Below are 21,873 nucleotides of genomic sequence, written 5' to 3' on the forward strand. Positions count from 1 at the left end.
GCCCGGGCTGCTGAACGGGGAATGGATTGCTCGAACGGGCGGACCAGGGTTCTCGATCGCCGGATGTCGCGCCCGGCCTCTACCGGGCTGCCTTTGACGCTGCGCCGGTCGGCCTCGCCATCCTCTCGCCCGACGGACGCACCCTGCGCGCTGCCAACCCGCGTCTCTGCGGCTGGCTCGGGCACGCGCCCGGCGCCCTCGACGGGCAGGCCGCGGCCTCCGTGCTGGCGAGCGGCGAGACCGTCGAGCCCGGCATCCGCCGCTGGCGCCGGGCCGACGGCACCGGCATCGATCTGCGCCTGTCCCTCTCGGAAGAGGCCGGCGGCGAGACGGTGGCGGTGGCCGAGACCGTCGATGCCGACGAACTCGTCCGGGCCGAGCAGAACCGCGACGCGCTGACCGCCGCGGGCCTCGGCGAATGGCGCTGGGACCTCACCAGCGGCGAGATGGCGTTTTCGCGCCGCGCGGCACAGATTCTCGGCTACGCGCCCGGCCGCTCCGTCACCTGGGCGGCGATGCGCGGGCGGATCGATCCCGAAGACGCCGAGCGCATCGGCGCCACGGTCTCCGAGGCGATCCTTCAGGGCCGGCCTTACGAATTCCAGACCCGCTTCCGCCGCGCCGCGGACGATGCCGAGATCTGGGTCGGCGCCCGCGGCGAGGCGGTTCTGTCCGCCGACGGCACCCCGGTCGGCATCGTCGGGGTGGTGCAGGACATCACCACGCGGGTCGAGGCCCGCGCGGCGCTCGCCGAGCGCGAGGAGCGGCTGCGGGTGGCGACCACGGTGGCCAATCTCGGCATCTTCGAGTGGCACGTCCTCGACGACCGGGCGACCTGGGAGAACGAGCGGATGTTCGCCCTGTTCGGCCGCCGGCCGGAGGAGGGCAGCATCGGCAAGTCCACCTTCCTCAAGGAGATCCTGCACCCCGAGGACCGCCCGGCCTTCCGCCAAGCCATCGTGCGGGCGCTGCGCGAGGACACGATCCTGCACGCCACCGGCCGCATCCGCCGCCACGACGACGGCACGTGGCGCACCATCGACATGGCGGGCAAGTTCGAGCGTCGCAAACCCGGCGAGTGGCCGCGCCGCCTGATCGGTGTGGTCGCCGACGTGACCGACCGGCATCAATCGGAGGAGCGCCGCAGCCTGCTCATCCGCGAACTGCACCACCGGGTGAAGAACACGCTGGCCACCGTGCAGGCCATCGTCGGCTCGACGGCGCGCACCGCCACCAGCATCGACAGCTTCCACGAGGCCTTCGTCGGCCGCATCAAGTCGCTCGCCCACACCCACAGCGTCTTGACCGAGGCGACGTGGCAGACCGCGCGCCTGCGCGACCTGCTCGCCTCCGAGCTGATGCCCTACGCCGAGAGCGAGACCGAGACCTCGCCGGACCTGCGCATCGTGCTCGACGGCCCGCCGGTCGATCTGCCCTCCGACATCGCGGTGCCGATCGGAATGGCGATCCACGAGCTGACCACCAACGCGGCGAAGTACGGCGCCCTCTCGACGGGCCGCGGACGCGTGGCGATCACCTGGGACGTCCGGGACGGGACGCTGCATCTCGACTGGCGCGAGAGCGGCGGCCCGACGGTCGCCCCCCCGACCCGCCAGGGCTTCGGCTCGCGCCTGCTGCAGCGGGTGCTGACGACCCAGGTCCAGGCGACGATCACGACGGATTACGCGCCGGAGGGGTTTCATCTCACGCTCGCGGCGCCGATGCCGAAGCGGAACCCGGCGCTGAACCCGCTGGCGTGAGGACCGCCGACACCCCACGCCGTCATTCCGGGGCGCCGTAGGCGAACCCGGAATCCACGACTGGCCGCGATGGTGCAGCTTCAGCCGGGTATCCCGCATCACGGGTGGATTCCGGGTTCCGCTGCGCGGCCCCGGAATGACGGCGGTTCATTGGATTGACAGGACCGTGCCAGGACTCACGCCGCCCCCCGCGTCTCCTCGCCGCCCGCATTCACGAAGCTCTTCAACTCGTCGAGGGAGCCGAAGGTGAAGCGGCCCCGCGGCGTGTCGGCTTCGATCGAGCCGTCGGAGAACATCACGTAGGTGTTGGCGCCCGAGGCGTAGCTGCCGACCGCGTGGCGCTCCGGTGCAGGCTCGGGAGCGTCCTTGGTCTCGGCTTCGGCGACGGCAGGCGCCGGCTCGGGGGCAGGCTCCGGCGCGGGAGCGGGCGGCGGCTCGGCGGGCCCATCGAGGGCGGGGCGCAGGCCGATGCCCTTGGCGACGGGTAGCGTCGGCTCCGGCGGGGCGGGTTCGGCGGCGAACAGGTGATCGTCCGGCTCGCGGCGGGGCGGCGCTTCCGGCAGGAGGTCGGGCAGCAGCGGCTCGGCCTCGGTCCGGCGCTCGGCGACGAGATCGGAATCCTCGAACACCGGCTCGGTGCCGCGCCCGCCCGGACGGACCGCGCCGAGGCTGAGTCCGGCGAGCCCCGCCGCACCCGCGAGCGTCCCCGCCGAGGGGGGCTCCACGGCCGGGGCCGGCATCACCGGATCGCTCGGGGCGGACAGCCACGGCGCGGCCTCGACCGGTGGCGGCACCGGCACGGCACCCTGCTGCTGGAAACCCTCCACCCGCAGGCGGATGATGGCACGCTGCACCCGGCGCAGGCGATCGACCACCGCGGACAGGCCGAGCAGGATCACCCCGGCGGAGGCCGCGGTCGAGCCGCCGATCACCATGGCGAGCCCGCTCTCCAGCCGCACGTAGGGGAAGCCCTGGACCACGGCGGCGACGCCGCCGAGGATCATGACGAGACTGAGCGCGAGCAGCGCGACGACCATGGTACTCTCGACTGACTGTCGCGGGCTTTCGAGAGGGCAGGATAACCCCCGGAACCCACATTGCAAAATCGGTGACAAAGTCCGGCCGGACGTTGCACGGGGAAATCGGGCGTTTCCGCGGCTTCGCCGCTATTCACCCACACGCCGCGGCCGTTGCCGCGGCCGGGAGAGCGACTTACCTACCCGCCCGTCGCCTCGCCGGCCGCGCGCCGACCCCGCCCTTCGGCGCCCCACCGCCACCCGTGCCCGCGAGGCCCGGATGACTTAAGGAGACCCGCATGACGTTCACCCTGCCGGAGCTGCCCTACGCCTACGACGCGCTGGGGCCCTATATGTCGAAGGAGACCCTCGAGTTCCACCACGACAAGCACCACAAGGCCTACGTCGACACCGGCAACAAGCTGCTCGAAGGCACCGATCTCGCCGGCAAGAGCGTCGAGGAGATCGTCAAGGCGAGCTACAACACCAATCAGGCGCTGTTCAACAACGCCGGCCAGCACTTCAACCACCTCCATTTCTGGAACTGGATGAAGCCCAACGGCGGCGGCCAGCCCCCGCAGGCGCTGGCCTCCAAGATCGACGAGGATCTCGGCGGCTACGAGAAGTTCAAGGCCGACTTCATCCAGGCCGGTGTCGGCCAGTTCGGCTCGGGCTGGGCGTGGCTCGCGGTCAAGGACGGCAAGCTCGCCATCATGAAGACCCCCAACGGCGAGAACCCGCTGGTCCACGGCGCCACCCCGATCCTCGGCGTCGACGTGTGGGAGCACTCCTACTACATCGACTACCGCAACCGCCGGCCCGACTACCTCAAGGCGTTCGTCGAGAACCTCGTGAACTGGGAATACGTCGAGAAGCTGTACGGCGAGGCGAAGGCCTGATCGGCTTTTCCTGAGACGCGTTTTCGGGCCGCCCCATCGCCGATGGGGCGGCCTTTTTCGTGCGCGGCGTGGCGCGGCGGTCATTGCCCGGCGGTGGTGGGGGGCCTTACTCGTCGGTCAGGCTTTCATCCCACCCACCCCCTCATCCTGAGGTGGCGGCGCGAAGCGACGCCCTCGAAGGAGGGCTCCAGGGATCGCGCGGCTGGCGGGAGCCCTCCTTCGAGGCCGCTGCGCGGCACCTCAGGATGAGGGGGATGGATGGGAGAGCCGGGTTCAGGTGGTGGGGCCTCGTTTTCCGCGGTCGTACGGATCGGTCCGAAAAGAGAAAAAAATGATCCGCTCGATCCTCTCCGTCGGCGGCTGGACGCTGGTCTCGCGGGTCACCGGGTTCGCCCGCGACGTGGTGACGGCGGCCGTGATGGGCGCCGGCCCCATCGCCGACGCCTTCGTCGTCGCCTTCCGGTTGCCGAACCATTTCCGTGCGATCTTCGGCGAGGGAGCGTTCAACACCGCCTTCGTGCCGGCCTATGCGCGGCTGGAAGAAGCGGGCGAGGCCGGCGCGGCCCGAAGATTCGCGGACCGCGTCTTCACCCTGATGCTGCTGGTGCAGGTGGGGCTGCTGGCCCTCGCGCTCCCGGCGATGCCGTGGGTGGTGCGCGCCCTGGCGCCGGGCTTCTCCGAGGATGCCGAGCGGTTCGGGCTCGCTGTCGATCTCACTCGGATCACCTTCCCCTACCTGCTGTTCATGACGCTGGTGACGCTGTTCTCCGGCATCCTCAACGCGCATCGCCGCTTCGCGGCGGCCGCGGGCGCGCCGGTGCTGCTGAACCTCGCGATGCTGGCGGCCCTCGCGCTCGCCTTCCTGTTCCCCAATGCGGCCTATTCCGCGGCTTGGGGCGTGTCGGTCTCGGGCGTGCTGCAATTCGCCCTCGTCTGGTGGGACGCGCGCCGCGCGGCTTACGCGCCGCGGCTGGTCAAGCCGACACTGCGCGACCCCGACATGACCCGCTTCTTCAAGGTGCTGGGGCCGGCGGTGATCGGCTCGGCGGGGTTCCAGATCGCGTCGTTCGCCGACACCATCATCGCGAGCTTCCTGCCGGTCGGCGCGGTCTCGGCGCTGTACTACGCGGACCGGCTCTACCAGCTGCCCTTCGGCGTCATCGCCATCGCGGCCGGCACGGTGCTGCTGCCCGAGATGAGCCGGCGGCTCGCCTCCGGGGACGTCGCCGGCGCGCATGCGGCGCAGAACCGGGCCGCCGGGTTCTCGCTCGCGCTCTCGGCACCCTTCGCGGTCGCCTTCCTGACGCTGCCGGGGCCGATCATGGCCGCCCTGTTCCAGCGCGGCGCCTTCACGGCGGACGACGCGGCCCGCGCAGCCGGCGTCCTCGCCGCCTACGGGCTGGCGCTGCCCGCCGTCGTGCTGGTGCGCTCGGCGGTCGCGAGCTTCTACGCCCGGCAGGATACGAAGACGCCGCTTGTCGCCTCGCTCACGGCCATCGCGGTCAACGTCGCGCTGAAGCTCGTGTTGACCGGCCCCTACGGCGTCGCGGGGCTGGCGCTCGCCACCGCCATCGGCGCCTGGATCAATCTCGGTCTGCTCTACGCGCTGGCGCTCAAGCGCGGCTGGACCGCGCCGGGGCGCCCGCTCCTCGTCACTGTGGCGGCGGTGGCCGCCGCGAGCGTCGGGCTCGCGGTGCTCGCGGTCACCGGCCAGCCGCTGGCCGAGCGGATCGTGCCCGCCTTCCCCCATTTCCGGGAGATCGCGGTGCTGGCTCTCGTCGGGACCGTCGGCGCACTCGCCTATGGCGGCGCGTTGCTGCTGGGCCTGCGCCTGTTCGGCGTGCGCCTGCGCCGCCGATAGCTGGCCGAATCGCCCGTCCGCCACAGATGGCGGGCATGACACGCTCCGATCTCCTCGCCGGCAAGACCCACGCCGTGTTCGACGCCTACGGCACGCTGTTCGACGTGCATTCGGCGGTTGCCCGCCACGCCGAGGCCATCGGCCCGAAGGCGCAGGCGTTTTCGGAGTTGTGGCGGGTGAAGCAGCTCGAATACAGCTGGGTCATCGGGCTGATGGGCCGCTACCAGAAATTCTGGACGCTGACCGAGCGCGCCCTCGATTTCGCGCTCGCCAAGCACCCCGAGGTGGACCGGGCGTTGCGCGAAAAACTGCTCGACGCCTATCGCGATCTCGATGCCTACCCGGAAGTCCCCGGCGTGCTGGCGCGCCTGCGCGCGGCGGGCGTGACAACGGCCGTGTTCTCCAACGGCGACGCGGCGATGCTGGAGCGGGCGGTCGCCTCCGCCGAACTCGGTGAGCGGCTCGACGCGGTGCTCTCGGTCGATCCCGTCCGCACCTTCAAGACGGCGCCCGCTGCGTATCAACTCGTCCTCGACCGGCTCGGCGCGACGCGGGAGGGCGTGCTGTTCTTCTCCTCCAACCGCTGGGACATCGCGGGCGCGACCGCCTTTGGGTTCGACGCCGTGTGGGTCAACCGCACGGAGCAGCCCGACGAGTACCCGGACCTGCCGCCCCGGACCGTGGTGAAGGCGCTCGACACGCTCGCGTGAACGGCGGTCCCCAGCGTCGTTCGCCAATCCTTAAGCACGCGGGTGATATTTCACGGGAGCGTCTCCTGGAGGTTCTTGTCCCCGTGTCCGTCTCCGTCCTCGCCCGGAAGGGCTTTTGCGCGGCGATGCTTGCCGCCGCCCTCGTCTCCACCGCGCCGGCCTCGGCCCGCGACGGCCGCAACGGCGCCCTGATCGGCGGCGCCGCCGCGGGCGTCGTCGGCGGTCTCGCGCTCGGCGCCCTCCTCAACGGCGGCGGCGGCCCGCCCCCCGGCCCGGCCCCGCGCCCGGTCTATGTCGAGGAAGCCCCGGTCTACGTCGCCCCGCCGCCGCGCCGCGGCCCGATCTGCCACTACGAGCGCCGCAAGCAGTGGCTCAACGACATCGAGTTCACCTACAAGAACGTCGAAGTCTGCGAGTAATTTTTTGCGCATTCGCGTCGAGAGGCGTCCGCGTCAGGCGGGCGCCTTTTTCGTCAGGATCCAGTCCTCGACCACGATGGCGTCGAGGCCCGTCGTGGTGAACATCAGAATCGCGTCCTCCGCCGTGTGGAGGATCGGCTTGCCCATCACGTTGAAGCTGGTGTTGAGCAGGATCGGCACACCGGACAGTTCCGCGAACGCCGCGATCAGCGCCGCGTAACGCGGGTTGCGCTGAGGCGTGACGCTCTGGAGCCGGCCGGTGCCGTCGGCGTGGACCACCGCGGGGACGCGGTCCCGCACCTCTTCGCGCCAGACCAGCGTGCGCTCCATGTAGGGGCTATCCGAATAATCCTCGAACCAGTCCGGTCCGGCCTCGGCCAGGATCGAGGGCGCGAACGGGCGGAACGCCTCGCGGTACTTCACCTTGGCGTTGAGCCACTCCTTGGCCTGCGCCGGCCGCGGATCGGCCAGGATCGAGCGGTTGCCGAGCGCGCGGGGCCCGAACTCCGCCCGCCCCTGCACCCAGCCGACGAGCCCGCCCTCGGCGAGGATTTTGGCCGCTTCCCGCGTTACGCCCTCGATGCCGAGGCGCCGGGCGCGGGGCTCCCACGCCGCCATCCGCTCCAGCGGCTCGGTCGAGACGGTCGAGCCGAGATAGGGTGTGAGCGGGCGGGTCTCGGCCGCCGGGCCGGTCCAGTCGGGATTGTCCTGCGCCAAGGCCAGCCACGCGGCGCCGATGGCGTTGCCGTCGTCGGCGGGCGCGGACGGGACGTGGAGGCGCTTGAAGCCCGAGCGGCCGAGGACGCGGCCGTTGTACGACGAGTTGAGCCCGCAGCCGCCCGCGATCACGAGGTTTTCGCAAGGCGCCAGCGCCCAGGCCTCGGCGACGAGCACGTCCATCAACTCGCAGAAGATGTCCTGGCCGCAGCGGGCGAGGTCGGCCCAGCCCTGCTCGCCGATATCCTTGGGGCGCCGCGCCAGCACCTCGGCGGCGACCGCCTGCACCGTCTCGGCGTCGGCGAAGCGCAGGCGCCCGTCCTGAACCGCGTAGAGGCGGCGCAGCAGGTCCATCAGCGCCGGATCGGATTGGCCGTAGGGGGCTAGCCCCATGATCTTCCATTCCTCGCCCTTGATCTGGTCGAAGCCGGCGAGATCCGTGACGAGCCCGTAGAGGAAGCCGACCGAGCCGCGCCCACGGTGGCGCCGCACCTCCTCGATGCGCCCGTTCCTCAGCCGATAGATCGCCGCCGCCCCGGTCTCGCCCATGCCGTCGACGACGAGCGCGGTGGCCTCCGCGAACGGGCTGCCCCACAGGGCGTAGGCCGCGTGCGACAGGTGGTGCGCGAAGCGCCGCTGCCCGGTGATCCTCGCCCGCGGCCGCCCGCCGAGCCCGCGGGTCTCGTTGTCGAGCGCCAAGAGCGTGCCGTAGCCGGCGCGGGCCTGCATGGCGTGGAGGTCGGCGATGAACACGCGCTCGGCCCGCTCCGGCACGAAGGAGCGGTTGAGGCTGGAGGGGTGCGCCGCCAGCGCCGTCAGGTCGAAGGCGCCCGAGGCCGCCTGACCCTTCAGAAACTCCGAAAACGCCTCGCCCCAGGAGGAGGCGACGACGAGCTCGGACCCTTCCGGAACGTATCGCTTGAGCAGCCCGGCCATGCGGGTGCCGGGATCGGGCTCGCAGTTCGGCGCGCGCTTGTATTGGAGATGCCGCTCGGCCGCTTCGGCAAACAGCACCGTGCCATCCGGCCCGACCAGGGCGAGTGCCGGATCGTGGAAGGTCGTGGCGAGGCCGAGGTAGAAGGGCATGGAATGGGGCTACGCCTCGCTGGATAAGGCCGCAACGCAGGGCGGTGAACGCCTCAACGCACTCTCGTTCTTCCCGAGGCCTCTACGAGAGTGATCGGATAGCGGCGAAGCTTCTCGTCGTTCGTGACAAGGCTGGCCCCCTCGACGATCGCTTGTGCGACGAGCAGATGATCGAAGGGATCGTTGTGATCCGCCGATCGCTGCAACGTAACGAGCGCTGCGAGGTGCAGGGAGCCGATATTGAGAACGGTGAAGCCCCCGTTGCCCAAGGTATCGACAACCTCGACGATGTCCGCTTCGAGCTTGCCGATGCGGACCTTAACGGCGATCTCCCATAGGGAGACGACGCTGACAAAGACGGTGTTCTCCGGATTCTCGATCAGCGCCCGGGCCTTCGGCTTCAGACGGCTGTCGTCGGCGAGCCACCACAACAGCATATGGGTGTCGAGCAGGAGCCTCACTCCTCCTTTCCCTCCATGGCCGCAAGCACCTCCGGGGGAAGGGTGTCGAAATCGTCCGCCATCCGTATCCGCCCGCGCAGGGCGCCTGGTCGCCGAAGCGGACGCGAGGCTGGCGACGGCGGGCGGAGTTCCGCCAAGACCTCACCTTGCGATGCCAGTACGAAAGAGCGACCGTTGCGCGCCTCTTGCAGAATGGCCGTCATGTTCGATTGAAATTCGTGCAGATCGAGATGGCGCGGCGGCGGATCGTCGTGCCGTTTCGGTTCGGCCATGCCCGAAGCCCTCCCTTCAGCTGCAACCTGCGTAGGGCATGGGGGTCGCCGCTGTCGAGAAAATCAGGCGACCCGCGCCCTCTTCCCGGCCACGAGAAGCGCCACCGCGCCAAAAATCCCCGAAAGCACCGAGCCGCCGAGCACGCCGAGCTTGGTCTCGGTCTCGTGCAGGCCGTCGGTGAAGGCGAGGCCACCGATGAACAGGCTCATGGTGAAGCCGATGCCGCACAGGAGTGCCACGCCGTAGACCTGCCCCCAACTCGCGCCCGCGGGCCGCGCCGCGAGGCCGGTGGCGACCGCGAGGCGCACGGCGGCGAAGATGCCGGCCTGCTTGCCGAGGAACAGGCCGAGGCCGACGCCGAGCGTCACCGGATCGAGCAGCGCCCGGGCCGGCAGGCCGAGAAGCGTCACGCCGGCATTGGCGAAGCCGAAGATCGGCACGATCCCGAACGACACCCAGGGGCTCAGAGCGTGCTCCAGCCGGTGCAGCGGCGACTCCACGTCCTCGGGGCGGCCGGGGCTCGGGCGGATCGGCACGAACAGGGCGAGCAGCACGCCCGCCACGGTGGCGTGGACGCCGGAGCGCAGCACGAAGAACCAAAGCGCCAGCCCGGCCAGCAGATAGGGGGCGAGCGCCCGCACGCCGAGGCGGTTGAGGGCCAGGAGCAGCGCCAGCACGCCGGCCGCGGCGCCGAGCATCGCGGCGTCGAGCTGCCCCGTATAGAACAGCGCGATGACGACGACGGCGCCGAGATCGTCGACGATGGCGACCGCCGACAGGAAGACCTTGAGCGAGATCGGCACGCGGGGCCCGAGCAGGGCGAGGACGCCGAGCGCGAAGGCGATGTCGGTGGCCGCCGGGATCGCCCAGCCCCGCGCGGTGCCGGAGCCGGCATTGAAGGCGAGGTAGACCAGCGCGGGCGCGACCATGCCGGCGGCGGCGGCGAGCCCCGGCAGCACCCGGTCGGGCCAGGTGCGCAGCCGCCCGTCGAGGGCCTCGCGCTTGATCTCCAGGCCGACCAGCAGGAAGAACACGACCATCAGGCCGTCGTTGATCCAGTGCAGCAGGCTTAAGGGTCCGAGATACACATGGAGGGCGTGGTGATAGCCCTCCGCCAGCGGCGAGTTCGCCACCACCAGCGCCGCCGCGGCGGCCCCCATCAGCACGACGCCGCCCGCCGCCTCGTTGGCCATGACGGTGCGGATCGCCGAGAGCGGGCGCGGCAGGGTGCGGACGGGTGGGCTCATGGGGGTTCGGTGCCCGGCTTTGCTCGGGGAGGCAAGTGGGATCAGGCCCCCTCGCCCAACGCCGACCGGATCAGGCGCTTCCCCTCCTCCCCCGACCACTCGGCCGGGCCCTTCATCACGCCGAGCATGCAGCCCTTGGCGTCGATGAGCGCCGTCGTCGGCAAACCGGTCGAGCCGGCGGCCGATTGGAGCGCGGGCAGCACCTTGCCTTCGGGATCGCCGTAATAGGTCAGCCCGGTGATGCCGTTGGCCTTGAACCAAGCGGGCGGCTTGTCGAGGTTGCGCGTCTCGACGTTGATCGCCACCACCTGGAACCGGTCGCCGCCGAGTTCGGCTTGCAGCCGGTCGAGGGCCGGCATCTCGGCCTTGCAGGGGGCGCACCACGTCGCCCACAGGTTCACCAGCCGCAGCTTCCCGTCGAGCGCCGAGAGACCGGTCGCGGCGCCGTCCGGGCCCTGGAAGGCGAGCGCCGGGGCGGGTTTCGGCGTCGGCCACGCCTCGAAGGCCGCGACCGCGCCGCGGGCGAGCGGAGCGAGCCGGGCGGCGGTGGGGGCGGCTTCCGCGCAGGGGCCGCTGGGCCCGAGCCCCACGAGGTTGCCGAGGTTCCGGCCGGTCCCGTATAGGGCGAAGCCGCCGAGCAGCGCGGCGGCGAGCGCGCCGCCGACCAGGATTTTCGGGGCCGCCTTCACCGGCAGGCTCCCGTGCGCGCAGTCGAGAAGGTGGAACGGGCCATGAGCAACCGGATGTGGGGCGGGCGCTTCGCGAGCGGCCCCGCCGAGATCATGGAGGAGATCAACGCCTCCATCGGGTTCGACCGGCGCCTCGCGCCCCAGGACATCCGCGGCTCGCTGGCGCATGTCGCGATGCTGGGCAAGCAAGGCATCCTGCCGGCCGACGATGTGGCCGCGATTTCCGACGGGCTCAAGTCCGTCGAGGCCGAGATCGCGCGCGGCGAATTCGCGTATCGGCGCGAACTCGAAGACATCCACATGGCGGTGGAGAGCCGCCTGACCGAGATCGTCGGCCCGGCCGCGGGACGGCTGCACACCGCCCGCTCGCGCAACGATCAGGTCGCCACCGACATGCGGCTGTGGGTGCGCGACACCCTCGACGCGCTCGACGCGCAGGTGGCCGAATTGCAGCGGGTGCTGGCCGAGAGCGCGGAAAAGTACGCCGCGACCGTGATGCCGGGCTTCACCCACCTGCAATCGGCCCAGCCCGTCACCTTCGGCCACCACTGCCTCGCCTATGTCGAGATGCTGGCGCGCGACCGCGGCCGGTTCCGCGATGCCCGCGCGCGGCTCAACGAATGCCCGCTCGGCGCCGCCGCGCTCGCCGGCACATCCTTCCCGATCGACCGGCACGCGACCGCCGCCGCGCTCGGCTTCGACCGGCCGACGGCGAATTCGCTGGATTCGGTCGCCGACCGCGACTTCGCGCTCGAATCGCTTGCCGCCGCCTCGATCTGCGCCGTCCATCTCTCGCGCTTCGCCGAGGAGCTGGTGGTTTGGACCTCGGCGCAGTTCGGCTTCGTGAAGCTGTCCGACCGCTTCACCACCGGCTCGTCGATCATGCCGCAGAAGCGCAACCCCGACGCGGCGGAACTGGTCCGCGCCAAGGCCGGGCGCATCGTCGGCGCGCTGACGGGCCTGCTGATCGTGATGAAGGGCCTGCCGCTCGCCTATTCCAAGGACATGCAGGAGGACAAGGAGGGCACCTTCGACGCCCTGCAATCGCTCTCCCTGTGTCTCGCCGCCATGACCGGCATGGTGCGCGACCTCGAACCCGTCACCGAGACGCTGAAGCGCGCGGCGGGCTCCGGCTACGCCACCGCCACCGATCTCGCCGACTGGCTGGTGCGCGAACTCGGCATGCCGTTCCGTCAGGCCCACCACGTCACCGGCCGGGTCGTGGCCGCAGCCGCCGAGCGCGGCGTCGGGCTGGAGGAACTGCCGCTCGACGTGATGCGCGAGATCGAGCCGCAGATCACGGATGCGGTCTTCGCCGTGCTCGGCGTCGAGAACTCGGTGGCGAGCCGCACCAGCTACGGCGGCACCGCGCCGGACAACGTCCGGGCTCAGGCGCAGGGCTGGCTCGCGAAACTGACGCCTGTGGAGAAGTAGGACGGCCCCGCGGGAACGGGCACGGAAAGTGCGGCGTTCATGGAACGGCCAGCTGAGCTTGGCTAGGGGAACCTGGCTATCCGGACGCTCGAACCCGCGGAGTCCCGTCGATGAACGTAGAGAGCTGGATCACGGTCGAGGAAACCCCTGCCCTGGCGCAGGCGGCACGCGAGGCGATCGAGGCCCGTCTGGCCCGGTTCTCGGACGCCCAGCGCGACGCGTTCTGGGCCTCCATCGTGAAGGCCTACAACACCCCCTACAACGACCCGGTGAAGAAGCCCGCCGCGCCCAAGCCCGTCGAGCCGGCTCCGGTGGTCGAACTGGTCCTGCCCGAGATCGAGCTGCCGCCCGCCGCCATCGCCTCCGTGGCGCTCACCGCCGAGATTCGGGCGGCCTGAACGCCGCGAAGCCTCCGTTTTTGCGTTGATCCGGGCACGGCGGGACTTTCCCATCCCGCCCGCGGCCATCATGCTGCCGCGAGAGAAGGCGAGCGGAGCCGTTCGTTCGATCCGGAAAAAGCGTGAGATGCAGCGGACCCGCCTCCCGATCCTCCCGACCGCCCTCCCCGCCCTGCTCGCGCCCTGGCTGATCGCCGCCGGTGCGACGGCCCTGCCGACGCTGGCCGAGCGCGCCTACGCGCAGGCGGAAGCCCCCGCGGCCGAGGCGGCGCCGGAGGAAGGGCGACGCGGGCGCCGCGGCCGGCGCTCGAAGGCTAGCACACCAAAACCGAGCGCCCTGCCGCCGGGGATGCAGCAGGCGGTGCCGCTCGCGGTGTTCGGCGACTGGAACGTCTTCACCAACGGCGGGCAGGGGCGGGACAAGCTCTGCTACGCCATCGCCCAGCCGACGAGCCGCAGCCCGAAATCGCTCGCGCGCGACACCGGCTACCTGTTCGTCTCGCTGGCCAAGGGCAGCCCCTCGAGCGAGATCGCGGTGATGCTCGGCTTCAAGCCCAAGCCCGCGGCGGCGCAAGCCAAGGCCGGCGCGACCGCCGCCCCGAGCGACCCCTACCTGACCGTCGGCGCGACCCGCTACGGCCTCGTCGTCAAGGACGAGAACGCCTGGATCCAGAACCAGGCCGACGAGCCGCGCATCGTCGCCGAGATGAGCCGCACCCAGACCGCCACCGTCCGCACCACCTCGCAGCGCGGCAACCCGACCCAGGACGAGTACGCCATGGGCGGGTTCGCGGAGGCGCTGAAGCGGGCGCGGGAGGAGTGCAAGTAGGGTTTTTGCGATCCGGGGCTGCCGCATAGCCGGAAACGAGCGTGCCGCCGGATGCGGCGGCTTCGTCGGCCCGTGGTCCCGCGCCGTCCGGTATCGTCGCGCCCTGACGGCGCCGTTTCGTCCGCGCTGTCCCGCGCGTCTCGACGCGCTCCGGCACACACTCCCCAAAATCTCCGGAACAGAAAATTAAGGTTACCGAAGTAAGACGATACGGTCAGCCCGGCGCAGCGTTCGGCTCCGGTGCCTTGAGGACGATGACGATGCGTATCGCGACCCTGGGTCTCCTGGCTGTTCTTGCATCGGCCACGACCGTCACCGCCGCCGACCTCGATTACGGCTACCTGCGCGGCGCCGACGACGGCTATGCCCCGGCCCCGGTGATCGACTGGAGCGGGTTCTACATCGGCGGGCACGGCGGCTACTCGTCGGCGGCGATGGGATTCACAAACACCTTAAATAACCAATATGCGAGCTACCTTCGAGCCAGGGATATCGAGGCTGAATACAATGCCTCGAATTACCTAGCTCTGCCCTCACGACGCGTCAATGGTGCGAGTTATGGCGCCTTGGCAGGCTACAACGTGCAATTTGACGATATTGTTGTAGGCATCGAGGCAGACTACACAAATTTTGGGAGGATCGGATCCTCCAGCATGCTGAGGGAGAACGCCATCAGTCGATCCATGACGACAAAGGGCGGTATGTTTGAAACGATTAGCCTTTTTGGTACCTCCAAGACTGAGCTTGAGGATTATGGAACTATCAGAGGGCGACTGGGATACGCGTTGGGCAGCTTTTTACCATTCGTGACTGGAGGTGTAGCGATCGGTCGCGCAACTATTTCAAATGAAGCAAATATACAAAACTACGGTTACGATATAGCTGGAGTAGCTGCTTATCAGAACGATCCAAGTGCCGGAATCCCTGCGAATCACGGATATGTAAAAAACGGATTCAATCCTCGAAATCCGAACGCCTCGACTCCAGAGGACTATAAAATACTTCCATTCAAGTCTAAGAGTAAGGCTATGGCTGGCGTAGCTCTCGGCGCCGGCCTGGAATTTGCGCTGACCTCCAACATCATCCTGCGCGGCGAGTATCAGTACGTCCTGTTCGACGACTTCGACGGGCACAAGGTCAACGTCAACACCGTCCGCGGCGGTGCCGCCGTGAAGTTCTGATGCGCGCGAACCGGCAGGGCCATCCCATGCGGCACACGCTCCCGATCCTCGCCGCTTTGGCCGGCCTGTTCGCTGAGACCGCGGTGGCGCAGCCGCTGCCGCCGGATGTGCCCTATCGCGATCCGCGGCCCCGCTTCCGCCTGCCGCCGCCCGGCCCGGTGTTCCGGGCGCCGCCGCCGGTCGTCGGCTTCACCAGCCAAGGCTACCAGCCGCGGGCGACGAACCAGCCGATCTACAACGAGCCGCCGCAGCCGCTGCGCTGAGCGCTCGGAAGCCGCTCATCCCATCAAATCCCTCATCCTGAGGTGCCGCGAAGCGGCCTCGAAGGAGGGCTCCAGGAATCGCGCGATACGCTGGAGCCCTCCTTCGAGGCTGCGCTTCGCGCAGCACCTCAGGATGAGGGAAGAGGGTGGGAGGGGCGGGTCTGGGAAAAAAAATCAATTCTCCAGCTCGCTGTCCCAATAAAGATAGTCGAGCCAGGTGTGGTGGTATTGCCGGTGGTCGAATTCCGGCTGGCGGCGGTGGAGTTCGTGGCGGGTCGGGCGGTGCGGCTCGTTGAGGAGCGGCATCTCGGCTTCCGCGGGTGTGCGGTTCGCCTTGCGCAGGTTGCACGGCGAGCAGGCGGCGACGACGTTCTCCCAGGTCGAGAGGCCGCCGCGCGAGCGCGGCACCACGTGGTCGAAGGTGAGCCCGCCGGAGGGCAGCCGCAGGCCGCAATACTGGCAGCTGAAGGTGTCGCGCAGATAGATGTTGTAGCGGGTGAAGGCGGGGCTGCGGGCCAAGGCCACGTAGCTCTTGAGGGCCACCACGCTCGGCACCTTGAGGGACCGGCTCGGGCTGTGCGCCTCGATATCGTAGTTGGCCACCAGCGTGACCCGGTCGAGGAACAGGGCCGTGAAGGCGTCCTTCCAGGACCATAGGGACAGCGGATTGTAGGAGAGCGGCCGGTAATCCGCGTTGAGGACCAGGGTTTGCAGATCGATCATCGACGCCACTCGCTGCTCGCGGCGGCGCCCGGTGGCGCCGCGGCCTCGGCCGGAGGAAGTCCGGAAGGCCCATGCCGCACCCGCCATGGCGGAAGCCCGGATTCCGAACGGATCGGAACCGGGCAAGCGGCATCCTGATAGGGGGTATCCTGACGGCGACGCTTCTCCCGTCCGGCGGAACGTGCCGGCGCGGTCCCAAGCGTGGCGGGGCGGACGATCAGCGCCGCCTCCTCGCTGCGTGAGGATATGGCCAAGTCCATCGCGGCTTAGTCTAATATCAGCGTGACAGCCTTGTGAAGGCGATGGGTCCGGCCGTGTGGTCGCGGCCGGCGATTATCCCCGTCGCACGCCCGAAATTGCTCTTCCGCACGGTTTCGCCCCATTGCGGGCGCAGGAGGGGCCGGCCTTCCCCGTCAGTCCGTCGCGTTGCGGGAGGGCCCCCCGCGTCCGGATCATGGCCCCTCGGCAGGCTAGCATGCGAGCCCTAGCTGTCCGGCTGGCCCGCGCGGGCGCGCTCCGCAACCTCCCGAAGAGCCCGATTCCTCCGGCACAGGACGACGATGCCTCGATACCTCCCCGGCCTCCGCCGCCTCGCCCGCAGCGCCACGCTGATCGCCGCCCTCGGCGCCAGCGCCCTGTTGCCGAACGCGGCCATCGGCCAGGGACAACCGGCGGCGTCCCCGGCGCAGGCGCCCGCGCCGGCGCAGAAGGCCGCGCCCGCGCCGCAGGCGGCCCCGGCTCCCGGCGCGCAGGCCCCCGCGCCGGCCCCCGCCGCGAAGCCGGCGGCGCCGAAAACGCCGGTGTCGGAGGCGTTGCAGACGGTCCGCGACCGGCTGGAGGAGATCAAGACCGACCTCGAGACCCGCGAGAAGGCGATCACCGGCCCGAATGTCGGCCCCGGCGATCTCAGCCGCGCCCGCGACGGGCTCGACGGCGTCGCCGACCGGCTGCGCACCATCATCGACGCGCTGAGCCCCCGCCTCGACGCCGCCCGCGAGCGGCTGGAGCAGATCGGCCCGAAGCCCAAGGAGGGCGAGGAGGGCGAGGACGTGGCCCGCGAGCGGGCCGAGCGCGAGGCGGCGGTCAACGACGTCGACGGCACCCAGCGGCTCGCCCGGTCGCTGCTGGTCCAGAGCGACCAGATCGTCGATCAGATCGCCAACCGCCGCCGCGCCGCCTTCACCCGCGGCCTGTTCGAGCGCTCGTCCTCGCTGCTGAGCCCGGACCTGTGGATGCGGGTCGCCGCCGACATCCCGCGCGACATCAACTCGCTCGATTCCGGCTTCGACGACACCGTCACGCTGTTCCGGCGCAACGGCACGCTGTGGAACCTGCTGGTGCTCGGGCTCGCCTTCGGCCTGTCCTTCGCGCTCTATTTCGGCCGCCGCAACATCGCCCCGCGGCTCGGGCGGCGCGACACCGCGGTCACCGACCCTTCCCGCCGCCGCAAGCTGCTCGCGGCGTGGCGGGTGCTGCTGCTCGGCACGCTGCCGGCAGTCGCCGGCAGCTACGCGATCTACTACGCGCTCGACGCCACCGAACTCCTGCCGGTGCGGTTCCTGCCGGTGGCGAGCGCCATCGTCGGGGGCTTCGCCTTCGTGGCCTTCGTCCAGGCCACCGCCGACGCGCTGCTCGCCGTCGGCAAGCCCGCATGGCGCCCGGCCCCGGTGTCGGATGCCGCCGCGTGGCGCATCTCGGCGCTCGCGGTCTCCATCGCCGTCGTCATCACGGTCTCGAAATCGCTGGAGGCGCTGAACACCGCGATTTACGCGGCTCTCCCGATCTCGATCGCCACCCGCGGCCTCGGCGCGGTCGCTGCCGCGGCGTTGCTCGCCATCGGCCTCCACCGCTTCGCCGACACGGCGGGGAAGGAGGAGGATTGCTTCGGCCCCTACGTCGCGACGGAAACGTCGAGCAACATCGGCGGCCCCCTGCGCCTGCTCGGCTGGGTCGCGGCGGCGGTGATCGCGGTGGCGCCGCTCGTCGGCTACGTCGCGCTCTCGTCCTTCCTTGTCGATCAGCTGATCTGGGCGGGCGGGCTCATCGTCCTGTTGTGGCTGATGATGACGAGCGCCGACACGCTGATCGGCGGCACCTTGAGCGGCGAGACCCGCATCGCCACGACGCTCCAGGCCAACACCGGCTTGCGCCGCCGCTCCCTCGACCAGATCGCCGTGCTCGCCACGGGTGCGGCCCGCGTGCTGCTGATCGCCATCGTCGCGCTGCTGATCCTGGCCCCGTGGGGGCTCGATTCCACCGACGTGGTCTCCTCGATCCGCACGGCGTTCTTCGGCTTCAAGATCGGCGACGTGACGATCTCGCTGTCGGCCATCGCGCTCGGCATCACGATCCTGGGCGTGGGCATCTTCATCACCCGCGGCATCCAGCGCTGGCTGGAGAACACCTACCTGCCCGCGACCGACCTCGATGCCGGCCTGCGCAACTCGATCTCGACGGTGGCCGGCTATGTCGGCTTCCTGCTCGCGCTGGCGCTCGCCTTCTCGTATCTGGGCTTGAGCCTCGAGAAGCTGACGATCGTGGCCGGCGCGCTCTCGGTCGGTATCGGTTTCGGCCTGCAATCGATCGTCAACAACTTCGTCTCGGGCCTGCTGTTGCTGTGGGAGCGCCCGATCCGCGTCGGCGATCAGGTGCTGATCGGCGATTCCGAGGGCATCGTGAAGCGCATCTCGGTGCGCTCGACCGAGATCCAGACCTTCGACCGCTCGGCCGTGATCGTGCCGAACTCGAACCTGATCTCCGGCATCGTCAAGAACCGGGTGCGCGGCGACCGCACCGGCCGGGTCATCATCGGGGTCAACGTCCTGCGCAACCAGGACCCGGTGCGCGCCGCCGAGATGATGGTGGAATGCGCGGCGAACCACGGGGACGTGCTCAAGCAGCCGCCGCCGCGGGTGGTGTTCAAGAAGATCGGCGATCCCTTCCTCGAATTCGAGCTGATCGCCATGGTGGTCGACGTGAACCTCACCCAGAAGGTCCAGAGCGACCTGAACTTCTCCGTGTTCAAGGCGCTCTCGGAGGCCGAGTTCATCCCGGCCATGGGCCCGGCGTCGAGCTTCATCACCGTGCAGGGGCTGGAGCCGGTGCGCGACGCGCTCGGCCAGATCGCCCACGCGGTCGGCGCGTCGCAGACCGTGGCGCTCGCCGAGCCCGCCGGATCGCGCGACGACGCGCGGCGCGGCGAGGGCCAGCGGGAGGCGGGGCGGCGCAAGCTCGGGCAGACCACCTGACCCGTAACCCATTGAGCCCGGCCTCTTGAGCATAAGCCCGGCCGTGCCCACCTGAGTCCATTGCCCATGGGAAATGGATTCGTGCCTGCACGCCTGCCTCACGTCGCCGCCGCCGCCACGGCCCTCGCCCTCGCCGCTCTGCTTCAGGGCTGCGCGGGGAAAACGACGCCCGAGTCCGGCTTCGGCAGCCTGTACTTGCCGCTGACCACCGCCTCGACCGCGCTCGACGCGAATGCTGCGCGGGACATGATCTCGGCCTATCGCGGCAACAACGGCGAGGCCCCGCTGCGGCTCGATCCCGAATTGCAGCGGCTGGCCGAGGCCGAGGCCGCTTCCATGGCCGCCGCCGACCGCCCGAGCAGCAGCCGCACCGTGCGCAGCGCCGTGACGCGGCTCGGCTACGAGGGCGCCGACGCCAACCTCTCGGCGGGCTACCACAACCTCGCGGAAGCCTTTTCCGGCTGGCGCGACAGCCCCCCGCACCGCGCCGTGATGCTGAACCGCGACGCGACCCGCATGGGCATCGCCACGGCTTATGCGCCGGGCTCGAAGTACAAGGTGTACTGGGCGCTGCTGGTGGCGAAGTAGAGTTCTTCTCTCCCACCCATCCCCCTCATCCTGAGGTGCTGCGCGAAGCGCAGCCTCGAAGGAGGGCTCTAGCCTGCCGCGCGATCCCTGGAACCCTCCTTCGAGGCCCGCTGCGCGGGCACCTCAGGATGAGGGAATGGGTGGATAAGCTCCTATAAAAACACAAGAAAATTACGGCAGGCCCTTGCCGTTCGGCGTGGGCGGCGGCTCGGACAGCAGCGTCACCGTCACCCGGCGGTTGGCGGCGAGATACGGGTTGTCGGGAAACATCGGCTCGGTGTCGGCCTTGCCGCTGACCGAGGCGAAGCGTTCTTCCGGCAGGCCGGCGGCGGCCAGGATTTCGCGGACGCTCAGCGCGCGGTTGGCCGACAGCTCCCAGGGCGGGGCGGTGTCGCGCTGGCCCGGGCGGGGGGTCGCGGTGAAGCCCGTCACCACGATGCGGTTGGGCAGGCGCGCAATCGTCGGCACGAGCTTTTCCAAGAGGCGCCGGGTGCGGTCGTAGGGCCGGCTCGAGCCTTCCGGGAACATCGAGCGCCCGTCCTGATCGACGATCGCCACGTCGAGCCCGCGGCGGGTCGGCGAGATGATGATGTTCTTCGAGAGTTCGGCCACCTCCGGCATGTCCTGCATCGCCTGCCGCAGGGAGGCGGCGGCCTGGCCGAAGGCCTCCGGGTAGCCGCGGTCGGGGATGCCGTCGTCGAGGCCGCTGTCGAGCTGGGGCGGCGTGGTGCGGTCGGTCGCCCGTTCGGGGGGCACGTCGCGCAGGTTCTTCACCTTGTCCGCCGTGGGCAGGCCGTTCTGCTCGATGATGCCGGCGAAGCGCGATTCCTTGTTGGTGCCGAAGGCGTCGCGCATCGAGCCCGCTACCACCTGCAGCTTCTTCTGGTCCTGGGTCGAGTAGGCGGCGATCATGACGAAGAAGCTCATCAGGAGCGCCATCAGGTCGGCGAAGGTCACGAACCAGCCGTGACCGCCATGCGCGCCGCCGCGCTTCTTCTTGGCCACGGGCCTTCCTCCTCAATCGGACGGCGATGGTCCCGGATCATCGCGGTTCGCCCGCGCGACTGCGGCCGTCCGCCGGGCGCCCCGCGCAAGCGGGGCCACAATGAATCACGCCGCTTCGGCGACGAGGTCGGCGCGGTGGTTGGCCGGCAGGTAGGCGATCAGCATCTCGCGCACGAGCGAGGCGCTCTTCTGGTCGCGGATCAGCAGGATGCCGTCGATGATGAGCGAGCGCGACACGTCCTCCTCCTCGACCTTCACGTGCAGCTTGTCGGCGATCGGCAGCGCCACGAGGTTGGCGATCAGCGCGCCGTAGAGGGTGGCCAGCAGCGCGGTCGCCATGGCGGGGCCGAGCTTCGACGGGTCGGACATATTGGCGAACATCGTCACCATGCCGAGGATGGTGCCGATCATGCCCCAGGCCGGCGCGCAGTCGCCGAAGGCGCGGTAGATCTTCGAGCCCTCGTCGAGATGCATGAGGAAGTTGTCGCGATCGCGCTCCATCGTGTCGCGGATGAAGTCGCGGTCGTAGCCGTCGGCGATGTAGCGCGCGCCCTGCGCCAGGAAGGGATCGGTGATCTCCATGTTCTCGAGCGCGATGGGGCCGGACTTGCGCACCACCTCGGCGATCTTGGTGATCTCCTCGATGAGGTCGTGCGGCTTCACCGCCCGCATGGTGAAGGCGTAGCGCAGGCCCATCGGCACGCCGTGGGCGATCACCGAGAAGGGAAAGCGGATGATGGTCGCCATGACCGAGCCGCCGAAGATGACGATCACGGCGTGCTTGTCGAAATAGGCGGCGAAGTTGCCGCCATCGATCATGATCAGCGTGAACACTACGCCGACGCCGCCGAGCAGCCCGACACCGGTTGCGAGATCCATGAGACGCGTGGTCCGATCCTGGCCCGCCTGCGGGCACTCGTCACAGGTCTAAAAAATCAGGCTGAAGGAACCGTAAAGGCCGTTGCCGAACCCGCCCCTGCCGCGTCATGTGCCGTTCAGGGGAGGCGGGGCATAAGTCCCGCACCGACGGAACGAAAACCGCCTGAGCGGAGCCGGAGCGTCGGGG

The 21,873-nt window shown here is 69.8% G+C and carries 21 protein-coding genes; 12 read left to right on the forward strand and 9 right to left on the reverse strand.

Going from position 1 to position 21,873, the window contains the following annotated elements; genetic code table 11:
• The first annotated feature begins 26 nt into the window (after positions 1-26).
• A complete protein-coding gene (locus AAHG03_RS05140) occupies positions 27-1,760 on the forward strand; it encodes a sensor histidine kinase (protein ID WP_342149250.1) in 1,734 nt (577 codons plus the stop codon).
• Positions 1,761-1,936: 176 nt separating this feature from the next.
• Here the strand turns inward: AAHG03_RS05140 and AAHG03_RS05145 are convergent, their stop codons facing one another.
• Positions 1,937-2,797 (reverse strand): hypothetical protein, encoded by an 861-nt coding sequence (locus tag AAHG03_RS05145; RefSeq protein ID WP_342149252.1) that lies wholly within the window; start codon positions 2,795-2,797, stop codon positions 1,937-1,939.
• A gap of 278 nt (positions 2,798-3,075) precedes the next feature.
• On the opposite strand from AAHG03_RS05145, the gene AAHG03_RS05150 reads away from it, so the two are divergent.
• The 4 genes from AAHG03_RS05150 to AAHG03_RS05165 all read left to right on the forward strand — a co-directional run bounded on the left by AAHG03_RS05150 (position 3,076) and on the right by AAHG03_RS05165 (position 6,665).
• Positions 3,076-3,675, forward strand: a complete 600-nt coding sequence (locus AAHG03_RS05150) for a superoxide dismutase (RefSeq protein WP_342149253.1) — start codon at positions 3,076-3,078, stop codon at positions 3,673-3,675.
• Positions 3,676-4,006: 331 nt separating this feature from the next.
• Complete coding sequence (murJ, locus tag AAHG03_RS05155) at positions 4,007-5,536, forward strand: murein biosynthesis integral membrane protein MurJ (RefSeq protein ID WP_342149254.1); 1,530 nt, start codon at positions 4,007-4,009, stop codon at positions 5,534-5,536.
• Positions 5,537-5,571: 35 nt separating this feature from the next.
• The gene (locus tag AAHG03_RS05160; protein WP_342149256.1) at positions 5,572-6,246 is read left to right on the forward strand and encodes a haloacid dehalogenase type II; all 675 of its coding nucleotides are present in this window, start codon (positions 5,572-5,574) and stop codon (positions 6,244-6,246) included.
• Positions 6,247-6,371: 125 nt separating this feature from the next.
• Positions 6,372-6,665 (forward strand): hypothetical protein, encoded by a 294-nt coding sequence (locus AAHG03_RS05165; protein WP_342149746.1) that lies wholly within the window; start codon positions 6,372-6,374, stop codon positions 6,663-6,665.
• A gap of 33 nt (positions 6,666-6,698) precedes the next feature.
• Here AAHG03_RS05165 and AAHG03_RS05170 read toward each other — a convergent pair whose 3' ends face one another.
• The 5 genes from AAHG03_RS05170 to tlpA all read right to left on the reverse strand — a co-directional run bounded on the left by AAHG03_RS05170 (position 6,699) and on the right by tlpA (position 11,138).
• Entirely contained in the window at positions 6,699-8,468 is a 1,770-nt protein-coding gene (locus AAHG03_RS05170; protein ID WP_342149258.1) for a carbamoyltransferase family protein, read from the reverse strand.
• A gap of 53 nt (positions 8,469-8,521) precedes the next feature.
• Positions 8,522-8,929 carry a type II toxin-antitoxin system VapC family toxin gene (locus AAHG03_RS05175; RefSeq protein WP_342149260.1) on the reverse strand — a complete coding sequence of 136 codons (408 nt, stop codon included), beginning with the start codon at positions 8,927-8,929 and terminating at the stop codon, positions 8,522-8,524.
• Positions 8,926-9,201, reverse strand: coding sequence for a prevent-host-death protein (locus tag AAHG03_RS05180; RefSeq protein ID WP_342149261.1), 276 nt, complete (start codon positions 9,199-9,201; stop codon positions 8,926-8,928). The genes AAHG03_RS05175 and AAHG03_RS05180 overlap by 4 nt, the downstream gene beginning before the upstream one ends.
• A gap of 63 nt (positions 9,202-9,264) precedes the next feature.
• On the reverse strand, positions 9,265-10,449 hold the full coding sequence (gene nhaA, locus AAHG03_RS05185) for a Na+/H+ antiporter NhaA (protein ID WP_342149263.1): 1,185 nt from the start codon (positions 10,447-10,449) through the stop codon (positions 9,265-9,267).
• A 41-nt stretch (positions 10,450-10,490) separates the two neighbouring features.
• Positions 10,491-11,138, reverse strand: a complete 648-nt coding sequence (gene tlpA / locus AAHG03_RS05190; protein ID WP_342149265.1) for a thiol:disulfide interchange protein TlpA — start codon at positions 11,136-11,138, stop codon at positions 10,491-10,493.
• A 42-nt stretch (positions 11,139-11,180) separates the two neighbouring features.
• Here tlpA and argH point away from each other — a divergent pair, with 42 nt between their 5' ends.
• The 5 genes from argH to AAHG03_RS05215 all read left to right on the forward strand — a co-directional run bounded on the left by argH (position 11,181) and on the right by AAHG03_RS05215 (position 15,243).
• Entirely contained in the window at positions 11,181-12,572 is a 1,392-nt protein-coding gene (argH, locus tag AAHG03_RS05195) for an argininosuccinate lyase (RefSeq protein ID WP_342149266.1), read from the forward strand.
• Positions 12,573-12,682: 110 nt separating this feature from the next.
• Entirely contained in the window at positions 12,683-12,970 is a 288-nt protein-coding gene (locus AAHG03_RS05200; protein ID WP_342149267.1) for a hypothetical protein, read from the forward strand.
• Positions 12,971-13,097: 127 nt separating this feature from the next.
• Entirely contained in the window at positions 13,098-13,799 is a 702-nt protein-coding gene (locus tag AAHG03_RS05205) for an invasion associated locus B family protein (RefSeq protein ID WP_342149268.1), read from the forward strand.
• 260 nt (positions 13,800-14,059) lie between these two features.
• Positions 14,060-14,980, forward strand: a complete 921-nt coding sequence (locus AAHG03_RS05210) for an outer membrane protein (protein ID WP_342149269.1) — start codon at positions 14,060-14,062, stop codon at positions 14,978-14,980.
• A gap of 26 nt (positions 14,981-15,006) precedes the next feature.
• Complete coding sequence (locus tag AAHG03_RS05215) at positions 15,007-15,243, forward strand: hypothetical protein (RefSeq protein ID WP_342149270.1); 237 nt, start codon at positions 15,007-15,009, stop codon at positions 15,241-15,243.
• 174 nt (positions 15,244-15,417) lie between these two features.
• Here the strand turns inward: AAHG03_RS05215 and AAHG03_RS05220 are convergent, their stop codons facing one another.
• Complete coding sequence (locus AAHG03_RS05220) at positions 15,418-15,966, reverse strand: HNH endonuclease (RefSeq protein ID WP_342149271.1); 549 nt, start codon at positions 15,964-15,966, stop codon at positions 15,418-15,420.
• 560 nt (positions 15,967-16,526) lie between these two features.
• Between AAHG03_RS05220 and AAHG03_RS05225 the strand changes: the two genes are divergently transcribed.
• Together AAHG03_RS05225 and AAHG03_RS05230 are read left to right on the forward strand one after the other, a co-directional pair.
• Entirely contained in the window at positions 16,527-19,214 is a 2,688-nt protein-coding gene (locus AAHG03_RS05225; protein ID WP_342149272.1) for a DUF3772 domain-containing protein, read from the forward strand.
• Between the two features lie 66 nt (positions 19,215-19,280).
• Positions 19,281-19,802, forward strand: a complete 522-nt coding sequence (locus tag AAHG03_RS05230; RefSeq protein ID WP_412759718.1) for a CAP domain-containing protein — start codon at positions 19,281-19,283, stop codon at positions 19,800-19,802.
• A 171-nt stretch (positions 19,803-19,973) separates the two neighbouring features.
• On the opposite strand, the gene AAHG03_RS05235 is transcribed toward AAHG03_RS05230, so the two are convergent.
• The gene (locus AAHG03_RS05235) at positions 19,974-20,807 is read right to left on the reverse strand and encodes an OmpA/MotB family protein (protein ID WP_342149274.1); all 834 of its coding nucleotides are present in this window, start codon (positions 20,805-20,807) and stop codon (positions 19,974-19,976) included.
• A 105-nt stretch (positions 20,808-20,912) separates the two neighbouring features.
• Positions 20,913-21,686, reverse strand: a complete 774-nt coding sequence (locus tag AAHG03_RS05240) for a motility protein A (RefSeq protein WP_342149275.1) — start codon at positions 21,684-21,686, stop codon at positions 20,913-20,915.
• Positions 21,687-21,873: the final 187 nt, after the last annotated feature.

The sequence above is a fragment of the Methylorubrum subtropicum genome (genome assembly GCF_038442325.1).
Taxonomy (GTDB): Bacteria; Pseudomonadota; Alphaproteobacteria; order Rhizobiales; family Beijerinckiaceae; genus Methylobacterium; species Methylobacterium subtropicum.

What these genes read in the sequence shown, in the direction of transcription:
- nhaA (WP_342149263.1), bottom strand. Translation starts at nt 10,449, where the DNA reads ATGAGCCCACCCGTCCGCACCCTGCCGCGCCCGCTCTCGGCGATCCGC.
- murJ (WP_342149254.1), top strand. Translation starts at nt 4,007, where the DNA reads ATGATCCGCTCGATCCTCTCCGTCGGCGGCTGGACGCTGGTCTCGCGG.
- AAHG03_RS05200 (WP_342149267.1), top strand. Translation starts at nt 12,683, where the DNA reads ATGAACGTAGAGAGCTGGATCACGGTCGAGGAAACCCCTGCCCTGGCG.
- AAHG03_RS05170 (WP_342149258.1), bottom strand. Translation starts at nt 8,468, where the DNA reads ATGCCCTTCTACCTCGGCCTCGCCACGACCTTCCACGATCCGGCACTC.
- AAHG03_RS05230 (WP_412759718.1), top strand. Translation starts at nt 19,281, where the DNA reads ATGGGAAATGGATTCGTGCCTGCACGCCTGCCTCACGTCGCCGCCGCC.
- AAHG03_RS05240 (WP_342149275.1), bottom strand. Translation starts at nt 21,686, where the DNA reads ATGGATCTCGCAACCGGTGTCGGGCTGCTCGGCGGCGTCGGCGTAGTG.
- AAHG03_RS05165 (WP_342149746.1), top strand. Translation starts at nt 6,372, where the DNA reads ATGCTTGCCGCCGCCCTCGTCTCCACCGCGCCGGCCTCGGCCCGCGAC.
- AAHG03_RS05160 (WP_342149256.1), top strand. Translation starts at nt 5,572, where the DNA reads ATGACACGCTCCGATCTCCTCGCCGGCAAGACCCACGCCGTGTTCGAC.
- AAHG03_RS05225 (WP_342149272.1), top strand. Translation starts at nt 16,527, where the DNA reads ATGCCTCGATACCTCCCCGGCCTCCGCCGCCTCGCCCGCAGCGCCACG.
- AAHG03_RS05205 (WP_342149268.1), top strand. Translation starts at nt 13,098, where the DNA reads ATGCAGCGGACCCGCCTCCCGATCCTCCCGACCGCCCTCCCCGCCCTG.
- AAHG03_RS05220 (WP_342149271.1), bottom strand. Translation starts at nt 15,966, where the DNA reads ATGATCGATCTGCAAACCCTGGTCCTCAACGCGGATTACCGGCCGCTC.
- AAHG03_RS05210 (WP_342149269.1), top strand. Translation starts at nt 14,060, where the DNA reads ATGCGTATCGCGACCCTGGGTCTCCTGGCTGTTCTTGCATCGGCCACG.
- AAHG03_RS05150 (WP_342149253.1), top strand. Translation starts at nt 3,076, where the DNA reads ATGACGTTCACCCTGCCGGAGCTGCCCTACGCCTACGACGCGCTGGGG.
- argH (WP_342149266.1), top strand. Translation starts at nt 11,181, where the DNA reads ATGAGCAACCGGATGTGGGGCGGGCGCTTCGCGAGCGGCCCCGCCGAG.
- AAHG03_RS05145 (WP_342149252.1), bottom strand. Translation starts at nt 2,797, where the DNA reads ATGGTCGTCGCGCTGCTCGCGCTCAGTCTCGTCATGATCCTCGGCGGC.
- AAHG03_RS05215 (WP_342149270.1), top strand. Translation starts at nt 15,007, where the DNA reads ATGCGGCACACGCTCCCGATCCTCGCCGCTTTGGCCGGCCTGTTCGCT.
- AAHG03_RS05180 (WP_342149261.1), bottom strand. Translation starts at nt 9,201, where the DNA reads ATGGCCGAACCGAAACGGCACGACGATCCGCCGCCGCGCCATCTCGAT.